General features: G+C 37.8%; 14 protein-coding genes, 1 tRNA gene, 3 rRNA genes and 3 riboswitches. Of the genes, 7 read left to right on the top strand and 11 right to left on the bottom strand.

Annotated features, from left to right (window positions below; translation table 11 throughout):
• Positions 1-313 precede the first annotated feature (313 nt).
• A riboswitch (SAM riboswitch) is annotated at positions 314-416 on the bottom strand.
• A 142-nt stretch (positions 417-558) separates the two neighbouring features.
• Positions 559-674: riboswitch (SAM riboswitch) on the top strand.
• Together ACYUJ6_RS03740 and ACYUJ6_RS03735 are read left to right on the top strand one after the other, a co-directional pair.
• Positions 652-780 (top strand): hypothetical protein, encoded by a 129-nt coding sequence (locus tag ACYUJ6_RS03740; RefSeq protein ID WP_461844521.1) that lies wholly within the window; start codon positions 652-654, stop codon positions 778-780. It overlaps the preceding riboswitch by 23 nt.
• 12 nt (positions 781-792) lie before the next feature.
• Positions 793-2,076 (top strand): O-acetylhomoserine aminocarboxypropyltransferase/cysteine synthase family protein, encoded by a 1,284-nt coding sequence (locus ACYUJ6_RS03735; protein WP_461844520.1) that lies wholly within the window; start codon positions 793-795, stop codon positions 2,074-2,076.
• A gap of 86 nt (positions 2,077-2,162) precedes the next feature.
• On the opposite strand, the gene ACYUJ6_RS03730 is transcribed toward ACYUJ6_RS03735, so the two are convergent.
• From ACYUJ6_RS03730 to ACYUJ6_RS03720, 3 genes are read right to left on the bottom strand one after another with little or no spacing between them, the layout of a single operon-like run.
• Positions 2,163-3,173 (bottom strand): isocitrate dehydrogenase (NAD(+)), encoded by a 1,011-nt coding sequence (locus tag ACYUJ6_RS03730; RefSeq protein ID WP_461844519.1) that lies wholly within the window; start codon positions 3,171-3,173, stop codon positions 2,163-2,165.
• A 27-nt stretch (positions 3,174-3,200) separates the two neighbouring features.
• Positions 3,201-5,141 carry an aconitate hydratase gene (locus tag ACYUJ6_RS03725; RefSeq protein WP_461844518.1) on the bottom strand — a complete coding sequence of 647 codons (1,941 nt, stop codon included), beginning with the start codon at positions 5,139-5,141 and terminating at the stop codon, positions 3,201-3,203.
• A gap of 23 nt (positions 5,142-5,164) precedes the next feature.
• A complete protein-coding gene (locus ACYUJ6_RS03720) occupies positions 5,165-6,526 on the bottom strand; it encodes a 2-isopropylmalate synthase (RefSeq protein ID WP_461844517.1) in 1,362 nt (453 codons plus the stop codon).
• A gap of 468 nt (positions 6,527-6,994) precedes the next feature.
• On the opposite strand from ACYUJ6_RS03720, the gene ACYUJ6_RS03715 reads away from it, so the two are divergent.
• From ACYUJ6_RS03715 to ACYUJ6_RS03705, 3 genes are read left to right on the top strand one after another with little or no spacing between them, the layout of a single operon-like run.
• Positions 6,995-7,720 (top strand): lysophospholipid acyltransferase family protein, encoded by a 726-nt coding sequence (locus tag ACYUJ6_RS03715; RefSeq protein ID WP_461844516.1) that lies wholly within the window; start codon positions 6,995-6,997, stop codon positions 7,718-7,720.
• A gap of 35 nt (positions 7,721-7,755) precedes the next feature.
• A complete protein-coding gene (locus ACYUJ6_RS03710) occupies positions 7,756-8,619 on the top strand; it encodes a ComEC/Rec2 family competence protein (RefSeq protein WP_461844515.1) in 864 nt (287 codons plus the stop codon).
• Positions 8,620-8,645: 26 nt separating this feature from the next.
• The gene (locus tag ACYUJ6_RS03705; protein ID WP_461844514.1) at positions 8,646-9,557 is read left to right on the top strand and encodes a DMT family transporter; all 912 of its coding nucleotides are present in this window, start codon (positions 8,646-8,648) and stop codon (positions 9,555-9,557) included.
• A gap of 67 nt (positions 9,558-9,624) precedes the next feature.
• On the opposite strand, the gene ACYUJ6_RS03700 is transcribed toward ACYUJ6_RS03705, so the two are convergent.
• From ACYUJ6_RS03700 to folP, 8 genes are all read right to left on the bottom strand, one after another.
• Positions 9,625-9,699: transfer RNA gene (locus ACYUJ6_RS03700), tRNA-Asn, on the bottom strand.
• Positions 9,700-9,707: 8 nt separating this feature from the next.
• Positions 9,708-9,824 (bottom strand): 5S ribosomal RNA (rrf, locus tag ACYUJ6_RS03695).
• 241 nt (positions 9,825-10,065) lie between these two features.
• Positions 10,066-12,961: ribosomal RNA gene (locus tag ACYUJ6_RS03690) — 23S ribosomal RNA — on the bottom strand.
• A gap of 744 nt (positions 12,962-13,705) precedes the next feature.
• A 16S ribosomal RNA gene (locus ACYUJ6_RS03685) occupies positions 13,706-15,216 on the bottom strand.
• Together the 16S, 23S and 5S rRNA genes with 1 tRNA gene alongside form the textbook arrangement of a ribosomal RNA operon.
• A gap of 1,025 nt (positions 15,217-16,241) precedes the next feature.
• Positions 16,242-17,069: a 2-amino-4-hydroxy-6-hydroxymethyldihydropteridine diphosphokinase gene (gene folK / locus ACYUJ6_RS03680; protein WP_461844513.1), complete on the bottom strand. Its 828-nt coding sequence runs from the start codon at positions 17,067-17,069 to the stop codon at positions 16,242-16,244.
• A gap of 20 nt (positions 17,070-17,089) precedes the next feature.
• Positions 17,090-17,566: an HD domain-containing protein gene (locus ACYUJ6_RS03675; protein WP_461844512.1), complete on the bottom strand. Its 477-nt coding sequence runs from the start codon at positions 17,564-17,566 to the stop codon at positions 17,090-17,092.
• A 16-nt stretch (positions 17,567-17,582) separates the two neighbouring features.
• Positions 17,583-18,140, bottom strand: a complete 558-nt coding sequence (gene folE / locus ACYUJ6_RS03670) for a GTP cyclohydrolase I FolE (RefSeq protein WP_461844511.1) — start codon at positions 18,138-18,140, stop codon at positions 17,583-17,585.
• Between the two features lie 85 nt (positions 18,141-18,225).
• Entirely contained in the window at positions 18,226-19,032 is an 807-nt protein-coding gene (gene folP, locus ACYUJ6_RS03665) for a dihydropteroate synthase (protein ID WP_461845431.1), read from the bottom strand.
• A gap of 244 nt (positions 19,033-19,276) precedes the next feature.
• Positions 19,277-19,392, top strand: a riboswitch (FMN riboswitch).
• Between the two features lie 191 nt (positions 19,393-19,583).
• Between folP and ribD the strand changes: the two genes are divergently transcribed.
• Both ribD and ACYUJ6_RS03655 read left to right on the top strand, forming a co-directional pair.
• Positions 19,584-20,678 carry a bifunctional diaminohydroxyphosphoribosylaminopyrimidine deaminase/5-amino-6-(5-phosphoribosylamino)uracil reductase RibD gene (gene ribD, locus ACYUJ6_RS03660; protein ID WP_461844510.1) on the top strand — a complete coding sequence of 365 codons (1,095 nt, stop codon included), beginning with the start codon at positions 19,584-19,586 and terminating at the stop codon, positions 20,676-20,678.
• Positions 20,679-21,329 (top strand): riboflavin synthase, encoded by a 651-nt coding sequence (locus ACYUJ6_RS03655; protein ID WP_461844509.1) that lies wholly within the window; start codon positions 20,679-20,681, stop codon positions 21,327-21,329.
• The last annotated feature ends 17 nt before the right edge of the window (positions 21,330-21,346 follow it).

The raw sequence follows: 21,346 nt of genomic DNA, 5'->3' as shown, positions 1-21,346 counted from the left end.
AGCTCTCTATTATATATTTTTAGATTTGAATTTAATTTATCTCTCTTTATATAATATATATAAATTAATATATATACAAATTTTTTTCAGTACATTCTGATACTGCTTAATCAGTTGTACTTTTATAAAAATATATAAAAAAGCTGCCTTTCACAAGAAAAGCAACTTTCAATTTCATAAAAAGTTAATCTTTTCTTATCTTTCAGAATTCACTCTGCAACATATTCACCTCAATGCTAAAATTTTCCAAAATAATAGTACAAAGCATCTATATTACAGACAACAAGCTTTAATGTCCAGAAAAAAATTTTTCTATTCAACAATTAGAGCTTTTATTCTGCAGGAATTGACACCGATACATAATTGCCGGTTGTCGGATTTCATAGGGCCTGTCCCTCCATCTCTCTTGATAAGAATATTTTAATATTAATACTTTAAATAGAAATTGTCAATATTTCTGTAATTTTATTTTTTTATTCATGATTTTAAATTTTTTTCATTTTTCTATTGACAAGTCACTCTGTTATCTGTTATCATTTTCTCAATCGAATACGGAACTTCTTATCCAGAGCGGCTGAGGGACTGGCCCTATGATGCCCGGCAACCTGAATGATCATTTTCATTCAACGGTGCTAATTCCAGCAGGTGTATATGTATAACCTGAAAGATGAGGAGCATGAAGAAAAGTCTTCTTGTATCTCACCTGCAAGAAGACTTTTTATTTTGCCAAATTATATAGAAGTTTCGTCCAGAATATTTAATATATCAAAAGAAATATGAGGAGGAGTAAAAATGAGTGAAGAAAGAAAATTAAGTTTTGAGACATTACAGGTACATGCAGGTCAGGTACCTGATCCAACTACAGGAGCAAGGGCAGTGCCAATTTATCAAACAACGTCCTTTGTTTTTAAAGATGCAGATGAAGCTGCTGACTTTTTCCAGCTTAAAAAGCCAGGAAATGTTTATGCAAGAATAATGAATCCTACAGAAGATGTGTTTGAGCAGAGGGTGGCAGCTCTTGAGGGAGGCAGTGCCGGACTTGCTACTGCGTCAGGGCTTGCAGCAATATTATATTCTATATTAAACGTAGCAAGTGCAGGAGATAATATAGTTTCCGCCAGCACACTTTATGGTGGCACATATGAATTATTTTCAGTAACTTTAAAGAAGTTGGGAATTGATGTAACATTCGTAGATCCTGATGATCCTGAAAATATCAGAAAAGCAATTACAGGTAAAACAAAGGCAGTTTATGCTGAAACCATAGGAAATCCAAGGATAAATGTTTTGGATATAGAAGCTGTGGCAAACATAGCTCATGAAAATAAAATACCTCTTATTATAGATAATACTTTTGGAACGCCATACCTTGTAAGACCTATAGAATACGGAGCAGATGTAGTTGTCCATTCTGCAACTAAATTTATAGGCGGGCATGGAACTACAATAGGTGGAATTATAGTAGACGGAGGAAAATTTGACTGGAGAGCCAGCGGTAAATTCCCTGATTTCACCACACCTGACGAGAGTTATAACGGATTGGTATATGCAGATCAAGGTCCTGTAGCCTTTGCTATAAAAGCCAGAGTACAGCTTTTGAGAAATACAGGAGCAACATTGAGCCCACAGAGTGCATTTTACTTTCTATTGGGATTGGAATCACTTTCACTTAGAGTAGAAAGGCATGTGGAAAATACAAGAAAAGTAGTTGAATTCTTAAGCAAGCATCCGAAAGTTTCATGGATAAACTATCCTGAACTAGAAGGGAGTCCATACAGAGAACTGGCTAAAAAATACCTTCCAAAAGGAGCAGGTTCCATATTTACCTTTGGAATAAAAGGTGGACTTGAGGCTGGAAAGAAATTTATAAACAGTGTTAAATTGTTCTCACTGCTTGCAAATGTGGCAGATGCAAAATCACTTGTAATCCACCCTGCAAGTACAACACATGCAGAGTTAAATGAAGAACAGCAAAAGGCTGCTGGAGTAACTCCGGATCTTATAAGACTTTCAATAGGTGTGGAAAATATTGATGATATCATATACGATTTAGATCAAGCTCTTGCCAAAGCTTAATATTATATGAAATAAGTTTTTATCATGATATAAGTTTTTCTCCCAAAATTTATATACCCACCAGTTTGTAAAGCTGGTGGGTTTTTCTATATAATATATTTCAATTTTGAAATTATGGCCTGTGTGAATTCATCTGTAGTTGAATTTCCGCCTAAATCAGGAGTAAAATGCTTTCCTTCATTTAATACAATTTCAACTGACCTCTCAATTCTATCTGCCGCTTTTCTTTCATCCAGATATTTCAGCATCATAGCTGATGATAAAATAATAGCTGTAGGATTTGCCTTATTCTTTCCTGCAATATCCGGTGCCGAACCGTGAGCCGGCTCAAAAATCGCCGCTTCTTCTCCTATATTGGCTCCGGGAACCAATCCCAGTCCACCTACCAGTCCAGAAGCCATATCCGATAATATGTCTCCATATAAATTAGGCATTACAAGTACATCATATTTCTCAGGATTCAATACCAGCTTCATACTCATTGCATCTACTATTACATTTTCAAATTCTATACTATTATAATCCTTTGCCACTTCCTTTGCAGTTCTTAAAAAAAGTCCATCCGACAATTTCATTATATTTGCCTTATGCACGGCAGTGACTTTCTTTCTCCCATTGTTAACTGCATATTCAAAAGCTGCCTTCACTATTTTTCTGCTGGCATTTTTAGATATTACTTTTATGCTCTCTGCTATTTCATCATTTATCATATGCTCTATTCCAGCATAAAGATCCTCTGTGTTTTCCCTAAATATAACCAAATCAACATTTTCATATCTGGATTTTACCCCTGCATAACTTTTTATCGGTCTAACATTGGCATATAGGTTTAAACTCTTTCTCAAAGTTACATTTACACTTCTGAACCCTTTTCCCACCGGTGTGGTTATGGGCCCTTTTAACGCCACTTTATTTTCTTTTATACTTTCAATAACTGTGTCCGGAAGAGGGGTTCCATATTTATTTATAAATGCTGATCCAGCCTCCACTACCACCCAATCTATATCTACTCCACTGGCATTTACAACTTTTCTTGCCGCTTCACTGACTTCTGGCCCTATCCCGTCTCCTGGAATAAGAGTTACTCTGTGCTTCATAAAATTTACCTCAAATCTTTTGAATTTTTATTCAGTATCTTTCTTTACCCAATTTAATAGCCCACCATATTTTATCATATTTCTCTGTCTAAGAGTAGCATCAAATAACATATTATACTCTTCACCTTTTGTTTTATTTTTTACAACAATTATATTGTTCTCAACTTGTTTTAACATATTTTCCATTTTCAATTCATCCATGATTTCTATGCCTTCATAATCTTCAGGATTTTCAAATACCAAGGGCAATATTCCATTGTTTATAAGATTCTCCCTGTGAATTCTTGCAAATGACTTGGCAAATACCGCCTTTATACCTAAATAAAGCGGAACAAGTGCTGCATGTTCTCTGCTAGAACCTTGTCCATAGTTATCTCCCGCTATTATAAATCCTCCGGAGTTTTCCCTTGCCTTCCTGGGAAAATCCTCATCACAGGGAATCAAGCAGTAATCGGATAAATAATGTATGTTGGATCTATAAGGCAAAAGCTTTGAATTAGAAGGCATTATATGATCCGTTGTTATATTATCCCCAACCTTTGTGAGTGCCCTTCCTTCCACAATATCTGCCAGAGGTTTTGCCTTAGGAAAAGGTTTTATATTAGGGCCTCTTACTACCTGAATCTTTTTTTGTGCAATTTCAGATTTTATTATCATATTATCATCTACTAAAAATTTAGAGGGCATTTCTATTTCTGAAGGTGTTCCTAATTTCCTGGGATCCGTAATATACCCCGTCAGTGCAGAAGCTGCTGCAATTTCAGGACTTGCCAAATATATTTTAGCGGATTTTGTACCTGATCTTCCCTCAAAATTTCTATTAAAGGTTCTAATAGACACAGCATTGGTAGCTGGAGACTGCCCCATGCCTATGCAGGGTCCACAGGCACTTTCAAGTATTCTGGCACCTGCTTCTATCATAAGCGCCAATGATCCATTTTTAGATAGCATGGTTAAAACCTGCCTTGATCCTGGAGATATAGTAAGTGATACATTTTCATCTACAATTTTCCCCTTTAGAATATTCGCCACCTTCATCATATCCATATAAGAAGAATTAGTACAGCTTCCTATACACACCTGATTTACTTTTACACCTTCCAGTTCTGAAACAGAAACAACTTTGTCAGGACTATGTGGACATGCTACCATGGGTTCAAGCAGAGATAAATCTATTTCCATTTCATCATCATAAAGTGCATCCTCATCTGGTTGAATATAAGAAAAATCTTTCTCTCTTCCCTGAGCCTTCAAAAATTCATGTACTACATCATCACTGGGAAATATGGATGTGGTAGCACCCAGTTCCGCTCCCATATTTGTTATAGTAGATCTTTCAGGTACGGACAGTGTTTTAACCCCCTCTCCTGTATACTCAAAAATTCTCCCCACTCCACCTTTAACTGTAAGCCTCTTCAGCATTTCCAAAATTATATCTTTTGCGCTGACCCATGAGTTCAATTTTCCTTTCAAGTTAACTTTAAATATACGGGGCATATTTATATAATATTCTTTTCCCCCCATAGCTACTGCCACATCCAATCCACCTGCACCAATGGCAAGCATACCGATTCCTCCACCTGTAGGAGTATGGCTGTCAGATCCCAGGAGAGTATCTCCTGGAACCCCGAATCTTTCTAGGTTTACCTGATGGCATATTCCATTTCCCGGTCTTGAAAAATATATTCCATGCTTTTTGGCTACAGTTTGAATATAAAGGTGATCATCTGCATTTTCAGGTCCAGATTGTAATATATTATGATCTACATAAGCCACGGATCTTTTTGTTTTAACCTTATCTATTCCAAGTGTTTCAAATTGAAGATAAGCCATGGTTCCAGTAGAATCCTGAGTTAGAGTCCTATCTATTCTTATTGCTATTTCTTTTCCTGGTATCATTTCACCTTTAACCATATGGCTTTTTATTATTTTTTGTGCTACATTCAATCCCAAATCTCTATCCTCCATTTCCGTACCTATAATTTTCCTGCCTAACTAGCTCTTTCTTCTTTTTTTTTCGTAACTTCTGGAATTAACTTGCTCACCAGTAATTCCAACTCATTATTTCCTATGATGGTAGTCCTTCCAATCTTATACTGTTCATCCACCCATAATTTTATTTCATTAATTCTCTTATCCTTCTTATCAACTTTTTCATCATCTTTTAATCTATAGTAAGTATTGATCCAGGCTGCAATTCCAGCATGTCCTGAATACTGATTTACAGCTATAACAATTGGTTTACCCAAAATCTTATTTGTATCAAAGGCATTATAGATTTCTTCGTCCTTTAGTATTCCATCTGCATGTATTCCCGCTCTAGTTGCATTAAATTCTTTTCCCACAAAAGGAGTTCTTGTAGGAACATTATATTTTATTTCTCTCTTAAAATATTCCGTCAATTCTGTTATGACATGAAGATTCATGTTCTTGGTGTTTCCTTTTAACTGGGCATATTCAAATACCATTGCCTCCAGAGGACAGTTACCTGTTCTTTCTCCGATTCCTAAAAATGAAGTATTAACTGAATCTGCTCCATATAACCAAGCTGTTGTAGAATTATTTACTACATTATAAAAATCATTATGACCATGCCATTCTATACAATTAGAGGGTACTCCACAAATATTTCTAAGACCATATATAAGTTTCTGAACACTTCTTGGAAGCTCCACACCACTGTAAGATACTCCTAATCCCAAAGTATCACAAACTCTTATCTTTACAGGAATATTTGCCTGATTTGACAATTCCATTAATTTATTTACAAAAGGTACTACAAATCCATAAAAATCAGCTCTTGTAATATCCTCTAAATGGCATCTGGGGTGAATCCCATTGTTTAAGACTTCCGTTACCACATCCAAATACATATCCATAGCTTCCTGTCTGGTCATGTTAAGCTTCTTGAATATATGGTAATCCGAACAGGACATAAGCATTCCGGTTTCCCTTATTCCCATTTCTTTCACCAATTTGAAGTCTTCCTTATTAGCCCTTATCCATGAAGTAACTTCAGGAAACTTATAACCTCTTTCCATACATATCTGAGCAGCTTTTCTATCCTTTTCAGCATATAAAAAAAATTCCGTTTGTTTTATTATACCAGAATCATTGTCCAACTGGTGAAGATAATCAAAAATTTTTATTATCTGTTTAGTGGTATAAGGCGGCATTGATTGTTGTCCATCTCTAAAGGTAGTATCTGTAATGTATATTTCCTCCGGTAAATCCATGGGTAATTGTATTTTATCAAAATTTATTTTTGGGATTTCATCATAAGGAAATATATCCTTATAAAGATTGGGATTGGAAACATTATTTAATTTATAATTTGTGGGGCGTTTTTTCATCTAAATCATCTCCCTGGTTTAAAATATTGGATCTATAATTTTAAATGGACTTTTGAATTATTTCCATTCAATTATTTCATATGTAATTTCTATCTTGATAGATTATTTTAAAGTTCTATTTAATAATCACAGTTTATTCAGCCTATTTAAAAATAAATATATTTATATTGTAACACTTTCATTTGTTGTTAGCAAATAAATATTTCCTATTGCTGCAATAGTTGAATTAAATCCTTCATTATATGCAATTAATCCATTAAATAGGATTTTTTATTATATGCATTGGCTTTATATTTGACTTTGTTATTATTATGATGCTTGAAAATATGATTTTACACCTTATATGTAAATATTTACACTATAAAGTCAAATTGCTTATTCAGTATATATATGATAATTGAATATGATATAATAGATACGTTAATATTTAGAACTCATAAATAAAATTTTGTAAGGAGGAATTAATTCATGTTAAAAACCATTTTTTTTTATTTAATTTTTATTCTTTACATGGTAAATACCTGGGTAAAAAAATTTCAACTGGATAGAATAAAAAAAACAGGCAATAAAGAGGCTATTGAAAATTATATATACAACTGTGTAAAAAATTGGGCAATTTTTATCTTAAGACTTGTAAATGCTAGAATTAAAATAGAGGGAGAAGAAAATATTCCGCAAGTTCCCTGTCTGTTTATTGCCAATCATCAGGGATTTTTTGATATACCTATAATAATTTCATCACTTAATAGAACAGTTGGATTTATAGCAAAAAAAGAAATAACCAAATTTAGATTGATTACCTACTGGATGAAACAAATCAATTGTGTCTTTATAGATAGACAAAATATACGTGAATCCATAAAATCCATAAATGAGGGTATCAAAATCTTAAAGAGCGGGCACAGTATGGTAATATTCCCTGAAGGTACCAGAAGTAAAGGTCCGAAAATAGGCGAATTTAAAAAGGGAAGTTTAAAATTGGCTTTTAAATCCAAGGTTCCTATAGTTCCCATTGCCATAGATGGAAGTTATAAATTAAGAGAAGGTAATAGGCACAATTCAATAAAACCGGCCCAGGTTAAAATGAGCATATGCAAACCCATATATACGGATAATCTTTCAAAAGAGGAGATATTAAACCTATCCTATATTATAAAACAAAGAATATCTGAAAAAATATATATTGGAAATTAATATATCAGAGGATAGGGAAAGGAGTTGCTGAAATTGTGAATTTGATAAAGAAATATTTGAATATCATCAGCATATTTCTGTCAATGCTTTTTTTATTTTCAGGATGTGCTGGTGATATCAATGTATTAAACCAAAAAACTCAATCACCTCAACTTAGAGTACATTATATAGACATAGGTCAGGGTGACAGTGAACTCGTTCAAGTCAATGGGAAAAACCTTCTAATAGATGCAGGGCCAAATGATAGTAAAGATAAGTTACTGTCCTATTTATCTGGACAAGGAATAAAAAAACTGGATTATGTAATTGCAACTCACCCGGATGAGGACCACATAGGCGGCATGAGTTCAGTAATAAAAAAATATAATATAAATAAATTTTACGCTCCAAAGAAAACATCTAATACCAGAACCTTTGAGAGCATGATAACTGCATTAAAAAGAAAAAATATGAAAATAAACGTTCCAACTCCTAGTGCTACTGAATTAAACTTGGGAAAGAACACCACAGCTGAGGTGTTGGCCCCTAATAACACGGACTATGAAGATACCAATAATTATTCCGTAGTTCTAAAAATTACTTATGGAACTACTAAATTTTTATTTACAGGAGATGCTGAAAATAAAAGCGAAAGAGAGATGATAGATAAAAATTATGATCTTTCAGCAGATGTATTAAAAGTTGGACATCATGGAAGTTCAAGTTCTACTTCAGATGAGTTTTTAAATAAAGTCAATCCTAAGGCAGCTGTAATAAGCTGTGGTAAAAATAATAAATATGGACATCCAACTAAAAAAACAATAAATAAGCTTAAAAAGAAAGGCATACAAATTTATAGAACTGATGTAGATGGATCCATCCTGCTTACAAGTGATGGAAACAAGATAGCTAAAGAATAGTCTATATTACATTGAGAGGAATACATATGAATGACAAACTTATACTAAAATTTCATTCCAGAACCAAAGGGATATTGCTGGTAGTTATATCTTCAATGTTATGGGGTATATCCGGTCCAATAGCCCAATATCTTTTTCAATATAAAAATATAAGTCCTGAATGGCTTACAGATATCCGGCTTTTATCATCTGGAATTATTTTTTTAATACTGATATATTTTAAAAAAGGTAAAAAAATATTTGATATATGGAAATCCAAATACGGTCGAAGACATATTATATTATTTAGCACATTTGGTTTAATAGGAACACAATATGGGTATTTCGTCTGCATTAAATATGGAAATGCAGCTACAGCAACTATACTTCAGTATTTAAATCCTGTAATAATTGTACTTTATCTTGTAATTCATTCTAAAAAATTGCCAAGTTCAAGAGAATTCTTGTCAATTATACTGGCTTTACTGGGTACATTTTTTATTGTCACCAAAGGTAATATTCATTCTCTGGCTATTTCTAACTCAGCTTTATTCTGGGGAATCTTATCAGCTTTTGCTGCAGCATTTTATGTACTTCAGCCTTTTTATATAATTAAAAAATGGGGATGTGATATTGTAATTGGATGGGGGATGCTTTTAGGTGGACTAGCTTTTTCTTTTGTACATCCTGTCTGGAAAATCAAAGGCCAATATAATTTCAACTCAATACTGGGTATACTCTTTATAATTGTATTTGGAACTCTCTTATCTTTTTATTGGTATTCGGCAAGTACAAAATACATAAAAGCATCAGAAACAAGTTTACTGTCCTGTGTTGAACCTTTATCCGCCACTATTGTATCTATAATGTGGTTAAATATACCTTTTGCTGCATCTGATGTTATAGGCGGAATATGTATTGTAAGCACTGTAGTGGTTTTATCCTATAAACAAACCTAAGGGGCTAATAAAAAAGCAGCCCAAAATTTTATATGGGCTGCAGATTAATATCTCAAAAAATAAAAAATGGCTCCGTGGAGAGGGCTCGAACCTCCAACCCTTCGGTTAACAGCCGAATGCTCAACCATTGAGCTACCACGGAACAATTTTACCTGGCGGCGACCTGCTCTCCCACAGGGCCTCCCCTGCAGTACCATGGGCACTGTGAAGCTTAACCTTCCTGTTCGAAATGGTAAGGGGTGTTGCCTTCACGTTATTGCCACCAGATATTATTATCATAAATTGCTATTAACTTCGCAATATTTCGTCAAAACATTCACTGCGGTGTTCATTTACATTAGTAAACTCCACTCCTCGTTCATATTCTTCCTCATCTTGCTCGTCACTACCAATTTATTTATCATATAACTTTATCAAAATAAATTGATTCATACTAATATCATCTTATTTTAACTTTGATATGTGTTGTCCTCTGAAAATTGCACAGTAAATATTTATTCATTTTGTTTTGGTCAAGCCCTCGACCTATTAGTATCAGTCAGCTTAACATGTTGCCACGCTTACACCTCTGACCTATCACCTTGTGTTCTTCAAGGGGTCTTACCAGCTTTCGCTGTGGGAAATCTTGTCTTGAGGGGGGCTTCACACTTAGATGCTTTCAGTGTTTATCCCTTCCCGACTTAGCTACCCAGCTGTGCTCCTGGCGGAACAACTGGTTCACCAGAGGTCAGTCCATCCCGGTCCTCTCGTACTAAGGACAGCTCCTCTCAAATTTCCTGCGCCCGCGACGGATAGGGACCGAACTGTCTCACGACGTTCTGAACCCAGCTCGCGTGCCGCTTTAATGGGCGAACAGCCCAACCCTTGGGACCTACTTCAGCCCCAGGATGCGACGAGCCGACATCGAGGTGCCAAACCTCCCCGTCGATGTGAACTCTTGGGGGAGATCAGCCTGTTATCCCCGAGGTAGCTTTTATCCGTTGAGCGATGGCCCTCCCACGAGGTACCACCGGATCACTAAGACCGACTTTCGTCCCTGCTCCACCTGTATGTGTCGCAGTCAGGCTCCCTTATGCCTTTGCACTCTCCGAAGAATTTCCAACCCTTCTGAGGAAACCTTTGTACGCCTCCGTTACTCTTTTGGAGGCGACCGCCCCAGTCAAACTGCCCACCTAACATTGTCCCGTTGCCAGTTTCATGGCACCCGGTTAGAATTCCAGTACTGTCAGGGTGGTATCCCAACATCGACTCCAAAATGGCTGACGCCACTCCTTCCATGTCTCCCACCTATCCTGTACAGACAATACCGAAATTCAGTGATAAGCTACAGTAAAGCTCTACGGGGTCTTTCCGTCCAATCGCGGGTAGCAAGCATCTTCACTTGCATTTCAATTTCGCCGGATTTGTTGTCGAGACAGTGCTCAAATCATTACGCCATTCGTGCGGGTCGGAACTTACCCGACAAGGAATTTCGCTACCTTAGGACCGTTATAGTTACGGCCGCCGTTTACTGGGGCTTAAGTTCTTACCTTCGCATTGCTGCTTAGTATTCCCCTTAACCTTCCAGCACCGGGCAGGCGTCAGCTCCTATACTTCAGCTTTCGCTTTAGCAGAAACCTGTGTTTTTGATAAACAGTTGCTTGAGCCTTTTCTCTGCGGCCTCTTTCGAGGCACTCCTTCTCCCTAAGTTACGGAGTCAATTTGCCGAGTTCCTTAACAACAATTCTTCCGATGGTCTTAGGATTCTCTCCTCACCTACCTGTGTCGGTTTGCGGTACGGGCACACATAAATTCCATAGAGACTTTTCTTGGCAGTGTGATATCAGATACTTCTCCTTTCGGATTCCCCTTCACAGCTCGCAATTGAATACATGGTTTTCCCTCTGTATTCTCACTCACTGCTTAGACATACCTCCAACAGTATGCACATCCTATCCTCCTGCGTCATCCCTTCTGGTCTTTTTCATCTATATGCGGTATCGGAATTTCAACCGATTGTCCATCACCTACGCCTTTCGGCCTCGGCTTAGGTCCCGACTTACCCTGAGTGGACGAACCTTCCTCAGGAAACCTTAGGTTTTCGACCAATAAGATTCTCACTTATTTCTCGCTACTTATGCCAGCATTCTCTCTCCTGTCCTGTCCACCGCTCCTTCCGGTACGGCTTCTCCCTGGACAGCATGCTCCTCTACCGCTCTTTCAAGCCCACAGCTTCGGTGGTAAGTTTTAGCCCCGGACATCTTCGGCGCATGACCTCTTGACTAGTGAGCTATTACGCACTCTTTAAATGAGTGGCTGCTTCTGAGCCAACATCCTAGTTGTCTTAGAGATCACACTTCCTTTTCCACTTAACTTACACTTCGGGACCTTAGCTGGTGGTCTGGGCTTTTTCCCTTTTGACCACGGATCTTATCATTCGCAGTCTGACTGCTGAGATTCAAGTTTATGGCATTCGGAGTTTGATAAGGTTCAGTAACTGTTGTCAGCCCCTACCCCATTCAGTGCTCTACCTCCATTACTCACTCTCAACGCTAGCCCTAAAGCTATTTCGAGGAGAACCAGCTATCTCCGGGTTCGATTGGAATTTCTCCGCTATCCACAGCTCATCCCATGGTTTTTCAACACCATTGTGGTTCGGTCCTCCACGAAATTTTACTTCCGCTTCAACCTGGCCATGGATAGGTCACCCGGTTTCGGGTCTACAACATACAACTTCTCGCCCTCTTCAGACTCGGTTTCCCTCCGGCTCCATACCTTAAGTACTTAACCTTGCTGCATATCGTAACTCGCTGGCTCGTTCTACAAAAAGCACGCCGTCGTACTTTATCGTACTTCGACTATTTGTGGACACACGGTTTCAGATTCTATTTCACTCCCCTCCCGGGGTTCTTTTCACCTTTCCCTCACGGTACTTCTTCTCTATCGGTCACCAGGTAGTATTTAGCCTTGGGAGGTGGTCCTCCCTGCTTCCCACAAGGTTTCTCGTGTCTCGTGGTACTCTGGTTCAGGTCTCGCAGTTCTTCCTTTTCACTTACAGGGCTGTTACCTTCTGCGGCTCAACTTTCCAGTTGTATTCAATTAAGTCTTCCCTGCTTTTATGACCTGACCTCAACCCCAGAAACAAGTTTCTGGTTTGGGCTCTTTCCCTTTCGCTCGCCGCTACTTGGAAAATCGATGTTTCTTTCTCTTCCTCCGGGTACTTAGATGTTTCAGTTCCCCGGGTCTGCCTCTGCATATCTATTTATTCAACATGCAGTACCCAGCGTTGTCTGGGTGGGTTTCCCCATTTGGATATCTCTGGTTCACTGGCTATTTGCGCCTACCCAGAGCTTTTCGCAGCTTATCGCGTCCTTCTTAGGCTCCTGGTGCCAAGGCATCCTCCATGCGCCCTTTGTAGCTTGACCTTTAGTTTTAAAATTGCCATTAACTTCGTCCAGCTGCGTCAAATACCTCACTCCGGTACTCATTTACACTAGTAAACTCCGTTCCTCCTTCGGTATTTTCCTTGCTGTACTCGTTACTATCAATTTTCTTAAAAATTACTATCAGCTTCACAATACTGCGTCAAAACCTTCCCTTCGGTGCTCATTTACATTAGTAAACTCTGCTCCTCACTCAGGTTTTTCCTTGTCTTGTCCGCTGCTATTAATTTTAATTACATTGGTTCTCAGTTATAACTTACGTCATAACTTACAAATAAGTATAAACTAGTTATACTTATATACTACAAAGGTTATTTCTAACCTTAGCTTTGTTTCTAAAATTGATATTAGCTTCACATTTCTGCTCGTTACTATCAATTCTTTTATTTCTTATTTACTGTGCAATTTTCAAAGGACAAATTTTTTTTCAATTCACAGTGTATAATTTACACTGCACAATTGAATTAAAGAATTCAATTGTCAATTGTCAATTCTTAATTGTCAACTGACTTATGATCCTTCAAAATTAAACAGAATAAAGCGGATTACCTTACATAGATTAAACCATTAAAAATCGCTATTAACTTCGCATTTCTTCGTCAAGTCTTTCACTGTGGTGCTCACTTACACTAGTAAGCTCTGCTCCTCGCTCAAGCCTTTCCTTGATCTGCTCATTACTACCAATTTTTTTAAGACAATCATTACAATCATCTTTCGACTCCCTAGAAAGGAGGTGATCCAGCCGCAGGTTCTCCTACGGCTACCTTGTTACGACTTCACCCCAATCACTAACCCCACCTTCGGCCGCGTCCTCTTTCGTTAGACTACGGACTTCGGGTGTTGCCAGCTCTCATGGTGTGACGGGCGGTGTGTACAAGGCCCGGGAACGTATTCACCGCGACATGCTGATTCGCGATTACTAGCAACTCCAGCTTCATGCAGGCGGGTTTCAGCCTGCAATCCGAACTGAGAGTAGTTTTTGAGGTTTGCTCCACCTTGCGGTCTTGCGTCTCGTTGTTCCTACCCATTGTAGCACGTGTGTTGCCCTGGACATAAGGGGCATGATGATTTGACGTCATCCCCACCTTCCTCCGCGTTAACCGCGGCAGTCTTGTTAGAGTGCTCATCTTACTGTTAGCAACTAACAACAGGGGTTGCGCTCGTTGCAGGACTTAACCTAACATCTCACGACACGAGCTGACGACAACCATGCACCACCTGTCTCCCTGCCCCGAAGGGCTTCTCTTATCTCTAAGATATTCAGGGGATGTCAAGTCCAGGTAAGGTTCTTCGCGTTGCTTCGAATTAAACCACATGCTCCGCTGCTTGTGCGGGCCCCCGTCAATTCCTTTGAGTTTTAATCTTGCGATCGTACTTCCCAGGCGGAGTACTTATTGTGTTTACTGCGGCACAGAAGGGGTCGATACCTCCTACACCTAGTACTCATCGTTTACGGCGTGGACTACCAGGGTATCTAATCCTGTTTGCTACCCACGCTTTCGTGCCTCAGCGTCAGTTACAGTCCAGAGAACCGCCTTCGCCACTGGTGTTCTTCCTAATCTCTACGCATTTCACCGCTACACTAGGAATTCCGTTCTCCTCTCCTGCACTCCAGACACCCAGTTTGAAATGCACTGCCCGGGTTAAGCCCGGGTATTTCACATCTCACTTAAATGTCCGCCTGCGCACCCTTTACGCCCAGTAATTCCGGACAACGCTTGCCACCTACGTATTACCGCGGCTGCTGGCACGTAGTTAGCCGTGGCTTCCTCATCTGGTACCGTCATTATCGTCCCAGATGACAGAGCTTTACAATCCGAAAACCTTCTTCACTCACGCGGCGTTGCTGCATCAGGCTTTCGCCCATTGTGCAATATTCCCCACTGCTGCCTCCCGTAGGAGTCTGGACCGTCTCTCAGTTCCAATGTGGCCGATCACCCTCTCAGGTCGGCTACGCATCGTTGCCTTGGTAGGCCGTTGCCCTACCAACTAGCTAATGCGCCGCGGGTCCATCTCAAAGCGGATTACTCCTTTAAAGTACCATCCATGTGAATCATACTTGTTATGCGGTATTAATCTCCCTTTCGGGAGGCTATCCCCCTCTTTGAGGCAGGTTACCCACGTGTTACTCACCCGTCCGCCGCTAATCCACTCCCGAAGGAGCTTCATCGCTCGACTTGCATGTGTTAAGCACGCCGCCAGCGTTCGTCCTGAGCCAGGATCAAACTCTTAATTTAAAAGTTTATATGGCTCTGTTTAAAATTGCCATTAACTTCGTCCAGCTGCGTCAAATGCTTCATTCCGGTGCTCATTTACGTAAGTAAACTCTGCTCCTCATTCAGCCTTTTCCTTGCTGTACTCGTTACTGCCAATTTCAGGCTTATTGCCTCTTTAGAAAATTAATACTAACTTCGCATTTCTTCGTCAAACCCGACCCTGCGGTGCTCATTTACTTAAGTAAACTCCGCTCCTGGCTCAAGGTTTTCCTGGAACTGCTCGTTATTATTAATTTTAGATACATTACGCTAAGTATGTATAACATCATAAATGATGCTTTACTACTGAACATAACATACAAAATATTACGAAATTACTTTCTTTGCTGCTGCTGCAGCTCAAAAGAATTGCTGGTTTATTCTTATATAAGTTTTCCTTATATTTTATTCTGTTTAATTTTCAAGGATCATCTTCAATTACCTGCCATCTCTTTAGACAGCTTTTATAGTATATCATCTGTATTTCTCTTTGTCAATATGTTTTTTTAAATTCTTTAAGTTTTTTCAACTCTGAAATTTTATAAAACATCCAAGATATCTGCCTGTCAAGCTTATATCTACTTGCGACAACATTTGATATTTTATCATATTTTGTCATATTTTCTTTATATAATATCCCTATTAATTCAATTTATCTTTTATTTCCTCTTTGAATATATTTATTTCTCCATTATGCTTATATTGACACGCCTGGGAAAGATCATGTTGATTTTAATGTACCTAGGCCCCGCCTATTGAAGAAAATCACTTGTTTTTATATAATATATAAAGAAATTATGTGAGATTGCACGAAGGAATATAAGCTCATTCTTCAATGAATTGAGAAACTTGAACATTGAACCTGAATTGAATTTTCAAGAGGAAACCATATACATAAATTCAGATGAAAAATCACTATACAGGATTTTCAGCAATTTATCCGGAATATCACGAACAAATAAAAAAACAGCCTTTTGAAAAGTATAAATTCAAAAGGCTGAATCACTTCACATTTTTTCTGTTTTTTCCAATTCAGTGGTCAAATCTATTATTCTGGCATTTAAAACAGGATGTACAATATAGGGTGCAATATCACACAGAGGTTTTAATACAAACAGCCTTTTATGCATTCTGGGATGGGGTATGACTATCTTTTCATCTGCAGTAACCAGGTTATCATATAAAACCACATCCAGATCCAGAGTTCTGGGACCCCACTTTATTTTTCTTTCCCTCTTTAATTTCTTTTCCACCTGCATTAAAAAATCTATAAGTTCTTCCGGCTCCAATAAAGTTTCCAATTTCAGAGCTCCATTTAAAAAATTGCCCTGTTTTAAATATCCTACAGGCTTTGTCTCATATAATTTGGACATTTTGGCTATTCTGCTGGAATCAGAAGAATTTATAATGTCAGCAGCATCTTTTATATTCTGCTCTCTGTCTCCCAAATTGGATCCCACAGAAATATAGGCCCTGTGCCAACGCCTGTCCACTTCCACTGCCGCCCATTTAAGCGGCTTGCCTATAGGTGCCCAGGGTTTTTTAACTTTCACCTTCACCCGTTTCACTCTTGTATATTTTTTTAATATAAACTCCGACAAAACTTCTGCTGATGTTTCAATAAGATCATATTTTTTCTTTTTGAATTCCTCTTCCACCTCACTGCAGAGCACTGCGTAATTTATAGTACTGCTGAGATCATCACTCTTCCCGGCTTTTCTTAAATCAAGATACAATTTTAAAGATATCAAAAATTTTTGGCCCATATCTTTTTCCGCTTGATTTACTCCGTGATGTGCATAAACCTCCAAATCCTCTATACATATAATGTCCATGTGGAACCTCCCAACTGTTCTCAATACTCAATACCATAATTTTTCTTTTCATCCGGCCAGCTGCAGTGGGAAAAAGCACTGCACATAAAGCATTTCCTGGATATTTTGTCACTTTTATAAAATATCCTCTGTAACAAGTTTCCATTATGCGACTTTCTATGGTTTCCTATAAGATTCAGCACCTGTTTTTTTTCATATTCATCAAACCCGCATTCTTCCAATATATTTTCAGCAATTTCAACACCTGCAGTTTCATGAGGTATACCTTTTTCATACTGCTCTCCTCTTCCTATATCATGAAGCAGTGCAGCGGCATATATTATCTGCTTTTCCACCTTTATATTTTTTTCAAGCACCATTATGTATGCAATTCTGGCCACATCCATAAGATGACAGATACCGTGCCTGCAAAACTTCCTGGTTCTTTCCATATCATCTATACGAGATAAATATGTGCAAAAATCATGATTTTTCAATATGCCATTGACCTTTTCCACAATAAACACCACACTTTTATTCTATATTGAGCATTCTGTATACTTCTTCCCTATATCTGGGATCTTCCTTGAATATCCCTCTAGTGGCAGTGGTAACGGTTTTACTGCCTGGCTTCTTAACTCCCCTCATGGTCATGCACATATGTTCCGCCTTTACAACTACCATAACTCCCCTTGCATTCAAATATTTCATTATTGAATCTGCAATTTGAATGGTCATTCTCTCCTGAAGCTGAAGTCTTTTTGCAAAAACCTCCACAGTCCTTGCCAATTTACTCAAACCAACAACTTTATCATCGGGAACATAGGCAATATGTACTTTACCGTAAAAAGGCATAAAATGGTGTTCACACATGGAATAAAACACAATATCCTTTTCCAGTACTATATCAGCACTGTCCACTGTAAATACCTTTTTTAAATGCCTTTCAGGACTTTGTCCTAATCCAGAAAATATTTCCTCATACATCCTGGCAATTCTATCCGGTGTCTCCACCAATCCTTCTCTTTCAGGATCCTCTCCTATAGCTTCAATAATCATTTTTACTGCTTTTTTAATTTTGACATCATCCATCATTAATCATGTTAAGTAATAACTACTCAACATTTTCCCCCCCTATAAATAACCTAAAATAAGTCACAATGCAGCTTTCAAATGCCTATCTTCTCAATATTGCATCTGTCATCATTGCAGCTCTTTTATTTTCCTTCACATCATGAACTCTTACAAAATCACAGTTTTTCATTATGCCTATTACCGTTGTAGCCACAGTGCCTTCCATTCTTTCATCTGTGGGAAGCTTCAATGCATTTCCTATCATGGACTTTCTGGAAGTTCCCAAAAGCACAGGATATCCCAGCTTTGAAATCTGATCTAAATTATTCATGACATCTAAATTTTGTTCATAATCTTTTGCAAAGCCTATGCCTGGATCCAATATTATATTTTCCGGATCTACTCCAGCCTTTAAAGCTATATCTACACTTTCTTTTAAATCACTTAACAGATCTTCCATTAAATTTTCGTAATTTCTATTATTTCTATTGTGCATAAGACAACATGGAACTTTATAATGAGCTGTCACTTCTGCCATATATGGATCTTTTTTGAAGCCCCATACATCATTTATCAAATCCGCTCCGGCTTTTACAGCCTCTTCTGCCACTTTTCCCTTGTATGTATCCACTGAAACAGGTATCTTTATGTATTTTTTAAGTGTACCTATTACGGGAATAACCCTCTCAATCTCTTCATTCTGCCCTACGGGCACATGACCCGGTCTTGTGGATTCTCCTCCCACATCTATTATGTCCGCACCTTCAGCTTCCATCTTTTCAGCATGTTCTACGGCCCGATCTATATTATTAAACTTTCCTCCATCGGAAAAGGAATCCGGTGTAACATTCAATATACCCATAATATAGGTTCTTTTGCCAATTTCAAAATTTTTTTTGCCTATTTTCAATATTCTACTCATAATTTTGCCCCCATTATTTACTACTTTATAAATACAAATAGTAAAATAAAATATATTCCCCTATGTTTCACCAATTTTGTCTTGAACAATTTTATTGTAACAAAACATTAAAGAATATACAAATAAATATAGCAATTGTGAAACCCCATTTTGAGTTATAAAATTACATAAACTGTAAATTGTTTGTTATTGACAATCCCCCTGCTAAATGCTATAATTTAAAAAAATTAATATCAGTCTTCAGGGCAGGGTGCAATTCCCTACCGGTGGTATAGCCCACGAGCCGCAAGGCATGATTTCGGTGAAATTCCGAAGCCGACAGTACAGTCTGGATGAAAGAAGATTATTATATATTCGCATATTTATAGTATGCATATATACTGGTAATTTCGGGCTCTGAAATGTTTTCATTTCAGAGCCCATTGTTATTTCAGCATATATCATTTCAGTTTATTATGCACCTGCATATTTCTTTTATTTTAAAACGCCTTGAATATAAATTCAGGGCGTTATTTTATTTCAAAAAGGAGCTGTTATATGTGACAGATGAAAACTACATGAAAATTGCAATAGAATTAGCGGAAAAAGGCTGTGGATGGGTAAACCCCAACCCAATGGTAGGTGCTGTCATTGTAAAAAATAATGAAATCATCGGCACTGGTTATCATAAAAAGTGCGGTGAACTCCATGCAGAAAGGAATGCTATCGCATCCTGTACAAAATCACCCAAGGGTTCAACCATGTATGTTACCCTGGAACCCTGCTGTCACTGGGGAAGAACGCCCCCTTGTACTGAGGCCATTATTCAAAATGAAATCAGCAGGGTAATAATAGGTACCAAAGACCCCAATGCCCTGATTAGCGGCAAGGGAATTGACATTTTAAAAAAACAGGGCATCAAAATAAAAACGGGTATTCTTCAAAATGAATGTATGGAATTAAATCAGGTATTCTTCCACTATATCAAAACAAAAACTCCCTTTGTGATAATGAAATATGCCATGACTTTGGACGGGAAAATTGCTACCTGTACAGGAGAATCCAAATGGATTACAGGAGAAGCAGCCAGAGAGCATGTTCATATGTCAAGACACACATATTCGTCCATTATGGTTGGAATCAATACGGTCATTGCAGATGATCCACTGCTTACCTGCAGGCTGCCTCATGGGAAAAATCCAAAGCGTATCATATGTGATACTAATTTGAAAATACCATTATCATCAAAAATTGTTCAAACGGCAAAAGAATTTCAAACATATATTGCCACTGATTCAGAAGATACACAGAAAATACAACAGCTTGTTGACAGCGGCTGTTCTATTATAAAAACACCTAAAAAAGACAGGCATTTGGATTTAAATGCGTTAATGATAAAGCTTGGCAGAGAAAACATAGACAGCATATTGCTTGAAGGAGGTTCTACACTAAATTACAGTGCTTTAAGCAGCGGCATTGTAAATAAAATTCAGGCATATGTTTCCCCTAAAATATTGGGAGGTGCACATGCAAAAACACCTGTGGGCGGCATTGGCATCCACAGACTCAAGGACGCTTTTAAGCTTGATAACAAAAAAATTACTGTTATAGGTGAAGATATTTTACTGGAGTTTTATGTGAAAAGAGGTGAATAAATGTTTACAGGGATTATAGAGGAAATAGGAAAAATTGTTTCTGTTCAGCGGGGAAAAAAATCCTCAAGATTGTACATACAAGGAGACAATATATTTAATGATTTAAAAAAAGGTGACAGTATTGCGGTAAATGGAGTATGCCTTACGGTGTGCAGTTTTCAAAACAAAGTTTTTACAGCGGATGTAATGAGCGAAACTTTAAGCAGAAGTTCATTAGGAGCCTTAAAATCTGGAATCAATGTAAATCTTGAGAGGGCAATGTCAATAAATGGGCGTTTTGGCGGTCACATTGTATCTGGGCATATAGACGGCACAGGTATCATAAGCAATTTAAGAAAAGATGACAATGCCCTTTGGGTTACAGTAACCACCTCTGAAAAGATAATGAGATATATTGTGGAAAAAGGTTCCATTTCAATAGACGGAATCAGTTTAACCGTTGTAAAAGTAGATTCAGATAGTTTTCAAGTGTCAATCATACCACATACAGTAAGTTCTACTACTTTGACGGGAAAAAGCATTGGAAAAACCGTGAATTTAGAAGTTGATATTATAGGCAAATATATAGAAAGATTTTTAGCTGTTGATAAATCAAAGCAGGCTGATCAAGATAAAATTACCATGAACTTCTTGACAAAAAATGGATTTTAATCAAAGGAGATAATAAG

The sequence above is a fragment of the Clostridium sp. JNZ X4-2 genome, from assembly GCF_054889485.1.
This window is presented reverse-complemented; position numbering and strand designations above follow the sequence as displayed.

Bases quoted from the DNA above. Each gene is read 5' to 3' on its own strand.
- ACYUJ6_RS03740 (WP_461844521.1), top strand. From the start codon at position 652: ATGTATAACCTGAAAGATGAGGAGCATGAAGAAAAGTCTTCTTGTATC.
- ACYUJ6_RS03735 (WP_461844520.1), top strand. From the start codon at position 793: ATGAGTGAAGAAAGAAAATTAAGTTTTGAGACATTACAGGTACATGCA.
- ACYUJ6_RS03730 (WP_461844519.1), bottom strand. From the start codon at position 3,173: ATGAAGCACAGAGTAACTCTTATTCCAGGAGACGGGATAGGGCCAGAA.
- ACYUJ6_RS03725 (WP_461844518.1), bottom strand. From the start codon at position 5,141: ATGGAGGATAGAGATTTGGGATTGAATGTAGCACAAAAAATAATAAAA.
- ACYUJ6_RS03720 (WP_461844517.1), bottom strand. From the start codon at position 6,526: ATGAAAAAACGCCCCACAAATTATAAATTAAATAATGTTTCCAATCCC.
- ACYUJ6_RS03715 (WP_461844516.1), top strand. From the start codon at position 6,995: ATGTTAAAAACCATTTTTTTTTATTTAATTTTTATTCTTTACATGGTA.
- ACYUJ6_RS03705 (WP_461844514.1), top strand. From the start codon at position 8,646: ATGAATGACAAACTTATACTAAAATTTCATTCCAGAACCAAAGGGATA.
- folK (WP_461844513.1), bottom strand. From the start codon at position 17,069: ATGGACATTATATGTATAGAGGATTTGGAGGTTTATGCACATCACGGA.
- folE (WP_461844511.1), bottom strand. From the start codon at position 18,140: ATGGATGATGTCAAAATTAAAAAAGCAGTAAAAATGATTATTGAAGCT.
- ACYUJ6_RS03655 (WP_461844509.1), top strand. From the start codon at position 20,679: ATGTTTACAGGGATTATAGAGGAAATAGGAAAAATTGTTTCTGTTCAG.